14 protein-coding genes and 1 riboswitch are annotated in these 13,722 nt (G+C 68.8%); of the genes, 8 read left to right on the top strand and 6 right to left on the bottom strand.

Annotated features, from left to right (window positions below; translation table 11 throughout):
- The first annotated feature begins 50 nt into the window (after window positions 1-50).
- Window positions 51-1,127: a metallophosphoesterase gene (locus KUM44_RS11300; protein WP_217207676.1), complete on the top strand. Its 1,077-nt coding sequence runs from the start codon at window positions 51-53 to the stop codon at window positions 1,125-1,127.
- 193 nt (window positions 1,128-1,320) lie between these two features.
- Window positions 1,321-2,190 carry a hypothetical protein gene (locus KUM44_RS11295; protein ID WP_217207675.1) on the top strand — a complete coding sequence of 290 codons (870 nt, stop codon included), beginning with the start codon at window positions 1,321-1,323 and terminating at the stop codon, window positions 2,188-2,190.
- A 154-nt stretch (window positions 2,191-2,344) separates the two neighbouring features.
- On the opposite strand, the gene thiC is transcribed toward KUM44_RS11295, so the two are convergent.
- Window positions 2,345-4,129 (bottom strand): phosphomethylpyrimidine synthase ThiC, encoded by a 1,785-nt coding sequence (gene thiC, locus KUM44_RS11290; protein ID WP_254389379.1) that lies wholly within the window; start codon window positions 4,127-4,129, stop codon window positions 2,345-2,347.
- Window positions 4,122-4,311: riboswitch (TPP riboswitch) on the bottom strand. Its footprint overlaps the gene before it by 8 nt.
- Before the next feature lie 353 nt (window positions 4,312-4,664).
- On the opposite strand from thiC, the gene KUM44_RS11285 reads away from it, so the two are divergent.
- A complete protein-coding gene (locus KUM44_RS11285; protein ID WP_254389378.1) occupies window positions 4,665-6,221 on the top strand; it encodes a YibE/F family protein in 1,557 nt (518 codons plus the stop codon).
- 143 nt (window positions 6,222-6,364) lie between these two features.
- Here KUM44_RS11285 and KUM44_RS11280 read toward each other — a convergent pair whose 3' ends face one another.
- The 4 genes from KUM44_RS11280 to KUM44_RS11265 all read right to left on the bottom strand — a co-directional run bounded on the left by KUM44_RS11280 (window position 6,365) and on the right by KUM44_RS11265 (window position 8,685).
- Window positions 6,365-6,802: an SsgA family sporulation/cell division regulator gene (locus KUM44_RS11280; protein ID WP_030048438.1), complete on the bottom strand. Its 438-nt coding sequence runs from the start codon at window positions 6,800-6,802 to the stop codon at window positions 6,365-6,367.
- Window positions 6,803-6,898: 96 nt separating this feature from the next.
- A complete protein-coding gene (locus KUM44_RS11275) occupies window positions 6,899-7,759 on the bottom strand; it encodes an IclR family transcriptional regulator (protein WP_217207673.1) in 861 nt (286 codons plus the stop codon).
- Between the two features lie 205 nt (window positions 7,760-7,964).
- Complete coding sequence (locus KUM44_RS11270; protein WP_030048440.1) at window positions 7,965-8,177, bottom strand: DUF5326 family protein; 213 nt, start codon at window positions 8,175-8,177, stop codon at window positions 7,965-7,967.
- Window positions 8,178-8,367: 190 nt separating this feature from the next.
- Complete coding sequence (locus KUM44_RS11265) at window positions 8,368-8,685, bottom strand: cupin domain-containing protein (protein WP_217207742.1); 318 nt, start codon at window positions 8,683-8,685, stop codon at window positions 8,368-8,370.
- Window positions 8,686-8,744: 59 nt separating this feature from the next.
- Here KUM44_RS11265 and KUM44_RS11260 point away from each other — a divergent pair, with 59 nt between their 5' ends.
- The 5 genes from KUM44_RS11260 (at window position 8,745) to KUM44_RS11240 (ending at window position 12,524) form a co-directional block, all read left to right on the top strand.
- Window positions 8,745-9,122, top strand: a complete 378-nt coding sequence (locus KUM44_RS11260; protein ID WP_217207672.1) for a phage holin family protein — start codon at window positions 8,745-8,747, stop codon at window positions 9,120-9,122.
- 7 nt (window positions 9,123-9,129) lie between these two features.
- A complete protein-coding gene (locus KUM44_RS11255) occupies window positions 9,130-9,621 on the top strand; it encodes a low molecular weight protein-tyrosine-phosphatase (RefSeq protein WP_217207671.1) in 492 nt (163 codons plus the stop codon).
- Entirely contained in the window at window positions 9,618-10,772 is a 1,155-nt protein-coding gene (locus tag KUM44_RS11250; RefSeq protein ID WP_217207670.1) for a cystathionine gamma-lyase, read from the top strand. Before KUM44_RS11255 ends, KUM44_RS11250 begins: the two co-directional genes overlap by 4 nt.
- A gap of 251 nt (window positions 10,773-11,023) precedes the next feature.
- Window positions 11,024-11,929, top strand: a complete 906-nt coding sequence (locus KUM44_RS11245; RefSeq protein ID WP_217207669.1) for a LysR family transcriptional regulator — start codon at window positions 11,024-11,026, stop codon at window positions 11,927-11,929.
- Window positions 11,930-12,041: 112 nt separating this feature from the next.
- A complete protein-coding gene (locus KUM44_RS11240) occupies window positions 12,042-12,524 on the top strand; it encodes an NUDIX domain-containing protein (protein WP_217207668.1) in 483 nt (160 codons plus the stop codon).
- Between the two features lie 35 nt (window positions 12,525-12,559).
- On the opposite strand, the gene KUM44_RS11235 is transcribed toward KUM44_RS11240, so the two are convergent.
- The coding region (locus KUM44_RS11235) for a globin domain-containing protein (RefSeq protein WP_254389377.1) at window positions 12,560-13,722 on the bottom strand (1,163 nt) is incomplete at its 5' end.

Below are 13,722 nucleotides of genomic sequence, written 5' to 3'. Positions count from 1 at the left end.
ACCAGGCAGTCCGATGCGGTGCAGCTGCGGCGCGATGGTGGAGGGGTCTGATGACTCAGGGGGCCGGTCAGGGACCCGAGGTGGAGCGGACGGCGACGTTGCGCGACTTCCGGGTGCCCGCTTATGTGCACGAGACCGGCCCGTACGCCCACAGCACACACTCGGGCGAGATCACCCCGCTCGTCGACGAGGCCTACCCGGAGGGGTACACGCCCACCCAGCGGGACCTTCCCGTGATCAATCGCGGCGACACGGTCCAGGTGCAGGTCGACCCCGCCTCCCTGCCGGCCCCGCAGCCGGTGGACGGCCCCGGCCCCCTGTTCGTCGTCGGCGATGTGCACGGCTATCTCGACGAGTTGGTGGCCGCCCTCCAGGAGAAGGGCCTCATCGACGCGGCGGCGAACTGGTGCGCCGGCACCGCCCGGCTGTGGTTCCTCGGCGACTTCACCGACCGCGGCCCCGACGGCATCGGCGTCATCGACCTCGTGATGCGGCTGTCCGCGGAAGCCGCCGCGGCCGGCGGCTACTGCAAGGCGCTCATGGGCAACCACGAGCTTCTGCTGCTCGGCGCCAAGCGGTTCGGCGACACTCCCGTCAACTCCGGCGCGGGCACCGCCACCTTCCAGGCGGCCTGGCTGCTCAACGGCGGCCAGAAGACCGACATGGACCGCCTCCAGGACCACCACCTGCAGTGGATGTCCCGGCTGGACGCCATGGAAGAGGTCGACGGCCATCTGCTCGTGCACTCGGACACCACCGCCTATCTCGACTACGGCGACTCGATCGAGGCGGTCAACGACACCGTCCGCGAGACGCTCACGCGCAACGACGCCGACGAAGTCTGGGATCTCTTCCGCAAGTTCACCAAGCGCTTCTCCTTCCGCGACGAGGGCGGCGCCGACCATGTGCGCTCCCTGCTCGATACGTACGGCGGCACCCGCATCGTTCACGGCCACAGCCCCATTCCGTATCTGAAGGGCGAGGTCGGCTCCGAGGAGAGCGAGGACAGCGGCGGGCCCCTGGTCGAGGGACCGCACGTCTATGCCGAACGCCTCGCCATCGCGATGGACGGCGGCGTGACCATGGCCGGAAAGCTGCTGGTCCAGCAACTTCCCCTGGATATCTGAACGTTCACCGGGCAGACGCCCCCTCATCGCGCAGTGAAGAAAGACGGCGCAGGCCAGGGGCCAATTTTGGCAAACCCCCTGTCACCGTGTGCCGTCACCGCTCTACCATCGGCTTATCCGTAGCAGGCTCCCCTCCGTTTCTGCCCGACGGCTCGTTGGCATGCGAGCCCCAAGCCCTACGGAGCATCGGGGGATGCACATGAACAGCGTTCCGCAGCACCTGCACAGCGAGGACCGCCAGGATTACGAGCGGATCCTCGATGAGGCGCTGCGCTCCGCACCACAACGCCCGGAACTGGCCGCTGTCGGACAGCGGCTCAACCCCGAACAGCTGCGCACCATGGCGCTCAACGCCACCACACTCATCACGGCGGCCGCGGCGACCGAGTACCAGCACTATGTGAAGGTCCGCGAGGAACTGCGCCAGCCGGCGCCGTCCACCCCGTCGTCCACCCGTGAGACCGGCTCCACCGAGTCGGGTACGGGCGCGATGGGGCTCGCCACCACCGTGGGAGAAGTCGCCGAGACAGCCGGGCCCGGCGTGGTCGCCGTGCTCGCCGTCCTGGCACCCGTCCTCGCCGGCACCGCCGCGGCGATCTTCCTGCTCGTCGGTTACATCCTGAAGATGTTCGACCCCGAGCCGGCGTTCGCCCAGACGATGCTCACCACGGGATGGGTGTTCGGCGCCATCGCGGCGGCCGCGATCCTGGTCGCCGCCGTCGGACTCCTGCTCACCGCCCTGCGCAACCGGCCGGCCTTCGACGGCGGCCCGTACGGCGAACTGAGCGAGGAGGTCGCCCGAGCCCAGGAAGCCTGGCGCGAAGCCCTGCTGGAGCGCGGCATCCTGCCCTTCCTTCGGGAGGCACTCGCCGATCCCGGCACGGCATCGGTCCTGCACCGCACGCCACCCTCGACGCCGGCCGGCCGCATCCCGAACCTCGGCTACGACCGCCCGGGTTTCAGCAGCCCGGACGACGGCGCCTCCCGTGGCTCACGGACGGGCTACACCAGCCCGGACTACACGAGCCCGGACTTCGGAGGGCCGGAACACAAGCCGGAGTAGCCCTTCGGCTTGCGCACCCGCCGTAGGAGAGCCCCCACGAGGGACCCCCCTTCGAGACGGAGCCCCGGGGGCACCTCCTCGGGGAGGCGCAAGCCGAACGCCTGGGCCGCACGCCGGACACCGGGGCATGGCGCCCTGGGTCAGGACGTCGACGTCAGTCCGCCATCGGCAGGTACACGCGATTACCCGCGGCGGCGAACTCCTTCGACTTCTGAGCCATGCCCTCCTCGATCTCCTGCTGGGACCCGCCGTGTTGGCGGCGGATGTCCTGGGAGATCTTCATCGAGCAGAACTTCGGCCCGCACATCGAGCAGAAGTGAGCCGTCTTGGCGGGCTCGGCCGGCAGGGTCTCGTCGTGGAACTCCCGTGCCGTGTCCGGGTCGAGCGCCAGATTGAACTGGTCCTCCCACCGGAACTCGAAGCGGGCATCGGACAGCGCGTCGTCCCACTCCTGCGCACCGGGGTGCCCCTTGGCGAGATCGGCCGCGTGGGCGGCGATCTTGTAGGTGATGACGCCGGTCTTGACGTCGTCACGGTTGGGCAGGCCCAGGTGCTCCTTGGGCGTGACGTAGCAGAGCATCGCCGTGCCCCACCAGGCGATCATGGCGGCACCGATGCCGGAGGTGATGTGGTCGTAGGCCGGGGCGACGTCGGTCGTCAGCGGGCCGAGCGTATAGAACGGAGCTTCATCGCAGATCTCCTGCTGAAGGTCGATGTTCTCCTTGATCTTGTGCATCGGGACGTGTCCCGGGCCTTCGATCATGGTCTGTACGTTGAAACGCTTGGCGATCGTGTTGAGTTCCCCGAGCGTCCTCAACTCCGCGAACTGTGCCTCGTCGTTGGCGTCCGCGATCGAACCGGGCCGAAGGCCGTCGCCGAGCGAGTACGTGACGTCGTAGGCGGCGAGGATCTCGCAGAGCTCCTCGAAGTTCTCGTACAGGAAGCTCTCCTTGTGGTGCGCCAGGCACCACGCGGCCATGATGGAGCCGCCGCGGGAGACGATGCCGGTCTTGCGGTTGGCCGTGAGCGGGACGTACGGCAGGCGCACGCCCGCGTGGACCGTCATGTAGTCCACGCCCTGCTCGGCCTGTTCGATGACCGTGTCCTTGTAGATCTCCCAGGTCAGCTCCTCGGCGCGGCCGTCGACCTTCTCCAGTGCCTGGTAGAGCGGCACCGTGCCGATGGGAACGGGGGAATTGCGCAGTACCCACTCGCGGGTCGTGTGGATGTTGCGTCCGGTCGACAGGTCCATGACCGTGTCGGCGCCCCAGCGGGTCGCCCAGGTCATCTTCTCGACCTCCTCCTCGATGGAGGAGGTGACCGCGGAGTTGCCGATATTGGCGTTGACCTTCACCAGGAACCGCTTGCCGATGATCATCGGCTCGATCTCCGGGTGGTTGACGTTCGCGGGCAGCACCGCCCGTCCTGCGGCGATCTCCTCGCGGACCACTTCGGGAGAAACGTTCTCCCGGATGGCCACGTACTCCATCTCGGGGGTGATCTCACCACGGCGGGCATAGGCGAGCTGTGTCACCGCCTTGCCGTCACGGCTGCGACGGGGCTGGCGCGGACGTCCGGGGAAGACCGCGTCAAGGTTGCGCAGGCCGCCACGAGGCGAGGTGTGCTTGACCCCGTCGTCCTCGGGACGGACGGGACGGCCCGCGTACTCCTCGGTGTCGCCGCGAGCGATGATCCAGTTCTCCCGCAGCGGGGGCAGCCCCCTGCGGACGTCGGTGTCGGCGAGTGGATCGGTGTACGGGCCGGATGTGTCGTACAGCGTGACCGACTGCCCGTTGGTGAGGTGCACCTGGCGGACCGGCACCCGCAGATCGGGGCGTGAGCCCTCGACATACGCCTTGTGCCAGCCGATGGACTTCCCGGCCTCCTCGGACTTGTCGTCCTGAACGGAGGCAGGCGTGCGCGCGTCCTTGATGGTCATGAGACCTACTCCCTACGCCGGCATTACCCGGTAACAGGTTCGGCGGTCGACGCAGCGGCTTCCGTCTGCCGACGTTTCGTGTGAAACATCACTCGCGATGGGTGATGTTTCATGTGAAACATCGCTGGGACGGAGGTCAGCGCCCTCTCAGCCCGGTGCTCCGAGCTCCCGCGTGTACAAAGGTGGCACCACGCTAGCGTCAATTCGGGCGCGGTGAACAGGGGGCCCCGGTCGTTCTTGCGATGATCGGTCGGTGACCACGACGCATGAACCTCCGTACCCACCGCCCGAGCCGAGGCGCGGCTCCGGCCCCGGAAACGGCCCCGTGCGGGGCAACGGCCGTACGGACGGCCAGGGTTCGGGCGTGCCCGGAGACAGATACGACGGCGGGTACGGCCGTCCTCCCGAAGGCGGCCACGATGATCACGCGGCTGGAACCGGAGGATGGCACGAACGCGGCACCGAGCCCCTTGAGGCTGGTGAGCGCGAAGGCGGGGCCGGCGACTGGCACGAGCGCGGGCCCGGCCATGGAGGGATGCCGGCCCACGGGGGTGGCGTCGGTGGCGGGCAGGAGCGAGGGCCTGACTCGGCCAGCCCGTACGACCACGGTGCACATTCCGGTGGCTCGGCGGGGCAGGGACACGGCCCGGGTGACCGGTCCGGTCACGACGCCGGCGGTGGTCATGGTCACGGCCCCGGATCCGGCGGGCGGCAGGGGGGTGGCGAGGGCGACGGGCACGGGAACGGGCACGGGCACTCGCACAGTCATGCCCACGGCCCCGCAGCACCCGTCTCCCGGCATCTGCGCAAAGTCATCGCGGCGATCCTGATCCCGTTCGCCGCGGCGGTGGTAGTGGGGCTCGCGGTGCTGTGGCCGGGCGGTGCCCCGCCGCACGAGCGCACCGGGGTCGGCTTCGACCGGCAGACCCAGCAGGCCACGGTCACCAAGGTGGTCGAGCTGAGCTGCAAGGACGTCAACGCCTCGGGCGTGCCCCCGACCGGCGACACCTCTACCGCCGAGGGTTCCTCCGCCGTGCAGCAGGAGAGCGGCACCTGCAAGAAGGCGACGATCCGCGTCGACACGGGCAAGGACAAGGGCCGTACGTTCACGGAGATCGTGCAGCCCGACCAGTCACGCCAGCTGCACGAGGGCCAGGAGGTCGTGGTCGCGTACGAGCCCTCCGCGCCGAAGGATCTCCAGTACTCGGTCACCGATGTGAACCGCAAGTTCCCGATGGCGCTGCTCGCCGGCATCTTCGCCCTCGCGGTCGTGGTGGTGGGCCGGATGCGCGGTGTCATGGCACTGGTCGCCCTGGCCATCAGCTTCCTCGTGCTGACCTTCTTCATCCTGCCGGCGATCCTTCAGGGTTCGAACCCTCTGGTCGTGGCGGTGGTGGGGGCAAGCGCCATCATGCTGATCGCCCTCTACTTGTGCCACGGCCTGTCGGCCCGCACCTCGGTGGCGGTGCTCGGGACGCTGCTCTCGCTGCTGTTGATCGGCCTGCTCGGCTCGGGGTTCATCGACTGGGCCGCGCTCACCGGCAACACCGACGACAACACCGGCCTGATCCACGGGCTCTATCCGACGATCGACATGAGCGGTCTGCTGCTCGCCGGCGTCATCATCGGTTCGCTCGGTGTCCTCGACGATGTGACGGTCACCCAGACGTCCGCGGTCTGGGAGCTGCACGAGGCCAACCCGACGATGGGCTGGCGCGGGCTGTACCGGGCGGGTATCCGCATCGGCCGCGACCACATCGCGTCCGTCGTCAACACCCTTGTCCTCGCTTACGCGGGTGCTGCGCTGCCGCTGCTGCTGCTCTTCTCGATCGCGCAGAGCGGTGTGGGGACCGTTGCCAACAGTGAGTTGGTGGCGGAGGAGATCGTGCGCACGCTGGTGGGCTCCATCGGCCTGGTGGCGTCGGTGCCGGTCACTACGGCCCTCGCGGCCCTGGTGGTCTCGGCCGACCGGCCGAAGAACGGGGCGGAGTCAGCGGGCAACCAGCCGGCCCCGGCGGGCGCGTCGTCGGCTTCGGCCGGCGCACAGTCGGCTCCCGGGCGCGGTGGGCGCGGGCGTCGGCGGAAGCGGTGAGGGAGAAGGCCTTCGAGCCGGGGCGACCGCTCTGCCCGTCCGGCGGAGCGTGAAGTGCACCCGGCGGTGAGGAAGCGCTCCCACGCGCCCCTTGCGCACCCGCTGAAGCGTTACGCCACCCCCACCCCGGCTGCCGTAACGCTTCAGCCCGCGCTCTGTTCTTCCGCCAGGATGCGGTCCAGGGCCTCGTCGAGGTGGGCGTCGAAGTCGGCGAGCGCGCCCTCCTGGCCCAGCGGCACCAGCTTGTCGGTGCGGTCGAGGAAGGCCACGAGCGGCGCCACGGAGGAGCGGAACAACGCCTGGTCGGCTCCGACCTGAAGCCTGATCAGCACATCGCCCAGTGTCTCGGAACCAGCCGGCGAGACCCGTACATCTCCCTCCCCGCACGGTCTGCCCACCCCGTCGACCAGCAGCTCCCGGCCGAACGCCCAGGTCACCGGGGCATCGCCGGGCAGGTGGAAGGTCAGCCGTACGGCATAGGGATCACAGGTCTCGTAGCGCAACTCCACCGGGATGCGGAAGGAGAGCTCCTCGGACACGAGAAAGCTCATCATGACCTCTGCCTCTACGGACTCGCGCATCGCCTACCCCGTCGTTTGCCGTCGACTGGCCGGGATCGGACCCCGACACTGTGGAATCTTGCTGAACGTACACGAGAGATCACAAGGAGTGAGTTTTCAGATACTGATAGAGATCGCGAGTGACCCCAGGAGCCGCCCGATCTCGTCCTGTAGCTGCTGCGCCGCCGACAGCAGTCGGTCGGCCTGGTGGGCGGGCAGGGAAATGGCCATCGTCGCGGCCGTGGTGCCGACCGTGATCGGAATCGCCGCGCACACCGTGCCCAGCGCGTACTCCTGACGCTCGGTCACCGGCTCCATCCGACGGGTCCGTTCGAGGCGTCGTAGCAGGGTGCGGCTGTCGCGCACGGTGTACGGGGTGATGGACTGCACGGGATGGCGGTCGAGGTGATCTCGGCGGGCGTCCTCGTCCAACTGGGACAGCAGGCACTGACCGATGGCGTGCGCATGGCCGGTCTCCCGGAAGTCGGCCCATTCCTCCACCGCGGGATTGCCCGGGGTGTCCGAGACGCACATGACCTCGATCTCCCCGTCGCGGTATTGGGCGTAGTAAACGGGGACGCCGATGACATCACGCCATTGAGCGAGCGCGTCGGCAACTGTGCTGCGACGTTTCTGCTGGGCTGCGCTGCTGCTCAGCCGTACAGCTGCTTCACCGAGGAAGAACAGCCCTTTGTCACGGCGTAGATAGCCCTCGTGCACCAGCGTGCGCAACAGGTGGTACGCGGTGGGCAACGCCAGGCCCGCCTCGCGGGCTAGTTGCTTGGCGGGAGCGCCGTACTCGTGCTCGGCGACGCATTCCAGCAGGCGCATCGCACGCTGGACGGAACCGATGAGTGTCGCGGACTGCGGCTGCTCGGTGGGGGTCGGGGAAGCCTGCCGCGGTACCTGGGGCACCGCGGAACGAGGTCGTCCGTGGGGTGGGTGGGGTTTTGAAGGTGCGGTGTCAACCGTGGCCATGGGTCACTCCCGGAGCGCGAGGGGGGAGCCCGTGCGGGGAACACGGGTGGGGGTGCACGCCGCCCGCGGGGGCATCCCCCGCGTCGATTTCCGGACTCTATTCGTCGGCCACCGCTCGCCGACGCCCTGCCGGGAAAACTTCCCTCGCCCGAGGGAACCGGTGATTCCTGTTACCGTCCACCGGTCCCCACGGCCCTCACGGACCTCACCAGTCGCTGCGTGACGAGGAGCTCGACGTGAACTTCCGTACGACGTAGATCAGTCCACCGACCAGTGCCACGAAAACCAGCACCTTGAAGAGCAGTCCGATGACGAACCCGACGACGCTCGCTATCAGCCCGCCGAACACGACCAGGGCGATGACGGGCACCGCGATCCACTTAACCCACCACGGCAGTCCTGCGAAGATCTCACGCATCGCCCTCGTCCTTACCTCTCCGCCCGTCTCTGTGCCGGGTTCTGATCCTTCGAATCCGCCGACTTCGCATCCATCGGGTCGAATCCGCTGATTCCCTGCCTCGATGCTAGGTCCGGCAGGTGCCCCGGCGGGGGCCTCGCAGCCCTTGTCCTCCCCTGATCGATCCCCTAGGGAACCCCGAGGCCTCGGGTCAGCTCTCGGGTGGAGAGAACACCACGAGCACCCTCAGGTCCTCGCTGATGTGGTGGAACTTGTGGGCGACCCCGGCCGGGACGTACACCACGCTGCCGCGCGCCACCTGCGTGGTCTCCATGCCGACGGTGATGTGGGCACGGCCGCTCACAACGAAGTAGACCTCGTCCTGGTTGTGCGGCTTCTGTGGATCGTGCTCTCCGGCGCCCAGCGCGTACAGACCGACCGACATGTTGCGCTCCCGCAGAAACTGCAGGTAGGCGCCCTCGTTGGCGGCGCGCTCCGCCTCCAGTTCGTCCAGCCGGAAAGCCTTCATCGTTCTTGTCCGCCCTCGTCCCGTGCTCATGGCCGATTTCGTCTGCCACGATCAGACACATGAAGAATTTCGTAGTCAAGACGATCGCCAACGCGGGTGCCCTGGCGGTCGCCGTCTGGCTGATAGACAAGATCACCCTCACCGGTGACAGCACGGGCAAGAAAATCGGCACCCTGCTCATCGTCGCGCTGATCTTCGGCCTGGTGAACTTCGTCGTCAAGCCGATCGTGAAGCTCCTGAGCCTCCCGCTGCTCATTCTGACGCTCGGCCTGTTCACCCTGGTCGTCAACGCGCTGATGCTGCTGCTGACCTCGTGGCTCGCCGACAAGTTCGATCTGAGCTTCCATGTCGAGGGCTTCTGGACGGCCGTGCTCGGTGGCCTGATCATCTCGGTCGTCTCCTGGGCGCTGAACGTCGTCCTGCCCGACGGGGACTGAGCCTCCGATGACCTACCGCGTCTGCTTCGTCTGCACCGGCAACATCTGCCGCTCCCCGATGGCCGAGTCCGTCTTCCGCGCCCGCGTGGCGGAGGCCGGGCTCGACGGACGGGTGGAGGTCGACAGCGCCGGCACCGGCGGCTGGCACGAGGGCGACCCGGCCGACCCGCGAACCGTCTCCGTCCTCGAGGACAACGGTTACGACAGCGCCCACACGGCCCGGCAGTTCCAGACGTCCTGGTTCGAGCGCGTCGACCTCGTGATCGCGCTCGACACCGGCCATCTCAAGGCCCTGCGCCTCCTCGCACCCTCACCGGAGGACGCGGCGAAGGTACGCCTGCTGCGTTCGTACGACCCCGCCGCCGGCGACGACCTCGATGTACCCGACCCGTACTACGGGGGCCGGGACGGGTTCGAGGAGTGCCTTGAGATGGTGGAGGCGGCAAGTACGGGCCTCCTCACAGCGGTCCGCGAACAGGTGGAGGGACAGGCGGCATGAGCGGCACGGAGGACCAGGGACGGGCGTCCGGCGGCGGAGACGGCACCCGCGCGGTGCGCGCCGGACTGCCCGAACCGGTGGCGTACGAGCCGACCTTGCCCGGCCCGGTCTTCGCCGCCCACTTCCACCTGCCCGGCGAGCCCACGGGACCGTACACCTACGGCCGGGACGAGAACCCGACCTGGACGCATCTGGAACGCGCCATCGGCGAGCTGGAGGCGGCAGGGGAGGACGGCGTCGAGACGCTGGTCTTCGCGTCGGGCATGGCCGCCACGTCGTCGGTGCTCTTCTCCCAGCTGCGGACAGGGGACGCAGTCGTCCTGCCCAGCGACGGCTACCAGGCGCTGCCCCTGGTGCGCGCGCAGCTGGAGGCGTACGGCATCGATGTGCGCACGGCGCCGACCGGCGGGGACGCCCAGCTCGGCGTCCTGGACGGCGCGAAGCTGCTGTGGATCGAGACGCCGTCCAACCCCGGCCTCGACGTGTGCGACATCCGACGGCTCGTCGAGGCGGCACACGCGCGTGGCGCCCGCGTAGCCGTCGACAACACGCTCGCGACGCCGCTGGGGCAACGCCCGCTGGAGCTCGGGGCCGACTTCTCGGTGGCCAGCGGCACCAAGCAGCTGACGGGACATGGCGACGTACTGCTGGGATACGTCACCGGCCGGGACGCCGAGGCCATGGCCGCCGTACGGCGCTGGCGCAAGATCGTCGGGGCGATTCCGGGGCCCATGGAGGCCTGGCTCGCGCACCGTTCCCTCGCCACGCTCCAGCTGCGGGTGGAGCGGCAGAACGCCACCGCCCTCGCGGTCGCGGAGGCGCTGCGGGACCGGCCGGAAGAGCTCGGGGTGCGGTATCCGGGGCTGCCGGGCGACCCTTCGCACAAGATCGCCTCGCAGCAGATGCGGCGCTATGGCTGCGTGGTGTCCTTCACACTGCCCACGCGCGCGCGTGCCGAGCGTTTCCTGGAGGCGCTGCGGCTCGTCGACGACGCAACCAGCTTCGGCGGGGTGCGCTCCACGGCCGAGCGGCGCGGACGCTGGGGCGGCGACTCCGTACCGGAGGGCTTCATCCGCATGTCCGTCGGTGCCGAGGATCCCGAGGACCTCGTGGCGGATGTGCTGCGTGCGCTGGACGCATCGGATCGGTGAACGGGTCCATCCCCGCGTCCGTCGCTGTTCGGCTGCATCCGGCTACGCCCCACTACGAAGAACGGGCGGTCCGAGCCTCCCCCCTCGTGGCTCGGACCGCCCTCGGTTCTGCGCGCGAAGAACCGCGCGAACAAGGCTAGTTGACTCTCTGTCAGTGTCCAATCACAGTAGCGACAGCGACCTATCGACTTATTTATAGTTAGGCCCTGCCTTGGGGGTGGGGAGAAGGGCGGGGAAGGGGAGGGTGTGGCATGGATCTGGCCTTGTTGCGCACTTTTGTGACCGTGCACCGGGCTGGTTCCTTCACCCGCGCCGCCGCGCTGCTCGGGCTGTCGCAGCCGGCCGTGACCTCGCAGATCCGCACGCTGGAGCGGCAGCTGGGCCGCCCTCTGTTCCTGCGGCAGGCCCGCGGCGTGACGCCCACGACCATGGGCGACGAACTCGCGCACAAGGCAGCCCCGCATCTCGACGCTCTGGTGGAGATCACCGAGACGGGCCTCGACGACGAGTCCTCCTTACGCACGCTGCATCTCGCCGGTCCTCCTGAGTTCACCGCCGAGCGAGCGCTGCCCGCGCTCACCGAACTGACCGGCGACGACGGCCAGGGCTTCGCGCTGCGCGCGTCCTTCGGCAATGCCGAGGAGACCCTGGAGGGGCTGGCCGCCGGGCATCACGATCTGGCCATCACCACGGCCCGCCCGCGGGGTGCTCTGCTCACGGCGACTCCGCTCTGCGACGAGGAGCACGTCCTCGTGGCCGCCCCCCGCTGGGAGGACCGGATCGGCTCGGCGATGCTGCGCAGCAAGGGGGCCCATGCCCTGGAGGACGTTCCGGTGGTGGAGGTGCACGAGTCCCTGCCCTTCGTCTCCCGCTACTGGGCTTCGGTCTACGACTCCCGTCCTGCCGCCCCCGGCACGGTGATCGTCCCCGACCTGCGCGCGGTCCTCGCGTGTGCGGTCGCGGGGGCAGGGCTGACCGTGCTGCCCCGCTATCTGTGCGCGGCCGCCCTGGACCGCGGCGACGTCGTCCCCCTGCATGATCCGCCGGTGCCGCCGCTGCGGACGTACTTCCTGGTGGTCCGCACGGGGACACTCGCGATGCCGCACATCGCACGGGCTCATGAGTGGCTGCTGCGGGCAGCTGCCGACTGGGCCTGAGCAGGCCCATCCAGCGGGTCCGGACCAGGTCTTCGAGGGCTGTCACAGCATGAACTCGATCAGTGACATCTCGCGATGTTTCACGTGGAACCAGCCGGGCCACATTTCCTCCATGACCGTCCGACCCGTGGTCAAGCGCACCGCCCGCGCCGTTCTGCTGGACGGTGACGACCTGATCCTGATCAAGCGCACCAAGCCCGGCGTGGATCCCTACTGGCTCACGCCCGGCGGCGGGGTCGAGCCGACGGACACGACTGTCGTCGACGCCCTGCACCGCGAGGTGTACGAGGAACTCGGCGCCAAGATCACCGATGTGGTGCCCTGCTTCGTCGACACCGTCGAGCACATCGGCGATGACGGCGGGGCGACCGGTGTGAAGGTGCAGCACTTCTTCGTCTGCCACCTCGAGTCCATGGACCCGTCCTTGCGGCACGGACCCGAAGTGGACGAACCCATCGGCGAGTACGAGATCGTGCGGGTGCCGTTCACTCGGGTCGGGATCGCGTCCGTCCATCTCGTACCGCTGTCACTGCGGCACTATCTCGACGGGAACATCGAGGGCGTCCGCGCCATGCACGCCCCTGACTTGGGCTGATATCGACCGTCGGCCTCGACGGCGACGGCGGTTCGTCAGTCCCCGACGACGACGAGCTCCTCCACCGAGTCATGACGTATGCGCTCGGACGGGATACCGACGCCTCGCAGTGCGTCCACTCCGCTGCGGATCATGCCGGGCGGGCCCGACACATAGGCGTCGTACTCGGTCCACGGCCCGTACTCACGTATGGCGTCGGGGAGCTGAAGCAGTCCGTGCCGGTCCACCACCGGACGGACGGCCAGCCAAGGGTGGGACTGCTGGAGCCTGAGCATCGTGTCGATGTCATACAGGTCCTGGTTGGTGCGGGCGCCGTAGAAGACCTCGACCGATCGCCGTTCGCCGTGCTCGGCGACATCCTCGACCAGCGCCTTGATGGGCGCTATGCCGGTGCCTCCGCCCAAGCAGAGCAGGCCGCTGTCGGTGGTGTGGTCCACGGTCATCGAACCGGTCGGCGGGCCGAGCCGCACGATGTCGCCCGGACGGGCACGATGCACCAACGCGTTGGAGACCCAGCCCGCGGGCACGGCCTTCACGTGGAACGTCAGGAGTCCGTCCGAGCGGGGCGCCGAGGCGAAGGAGTAGTGCCGCCAGATCCGGGGCCACCAGGGTGTCTCCAGGCTCGTGTACTGCCCGGCGAGGAAGGGGTAGGGCTGGTCGGGACGGACGGTGATGACCGCGACGTCCGAGGTTCTCAGGTCGTGTGCGACGACCTCCGCGTACCACCAGGCGGGAGCGCGTAGTTCGTCTGCTGCCGCCGCGTCGATCATGACCTGCGAGATCGTCGTGTACGTCCGGACCCAGGCGGCCTCCGTCTCCCCGTCCCAGACGCCGGCGGCGTACTTGCTCAGGGCGCCGATGAGGCACTCGCCGACGGCCGGGTAGTGCTCGGCCCGGGTCCCGTACTTGCGATGGCCGCGGCCGAGATTCTGAAGGTAGTCGACGAGAACCGGGGTGTTGTCGATGTGCTCGGCCGCTGTGAGCAGCGCCTTCAGTAGCCGGTCGCGCTGGGTGTCCATCGCGGCAGGAAACAGAGAGCGCAGATCGGGGTGGCGTACGAAGAGCAGCGCGTAGAAGTAGGAGGTGACCTTGTCGGCAACGGGCCCGATCTCGGCCATCGTCCGGCGGATCAGGATGGCGTCAGGGGAGGCGGTGGGGGCGGGCGCCGGGCGCTGGGTCGGCACGCGTACGTGCGGGG

The organism is Streptomyces sp. AC550_RSS872, from assembly GCF_019049285.1.
Lineage (GTDB): Bacteria > Actinomycetota > Actinomycetes > Streptomycetales > Streptomycetaceae > Streptomyces.
This window is presented reverse-complemented; position numbering and strand designations above follow the sequence as displayed.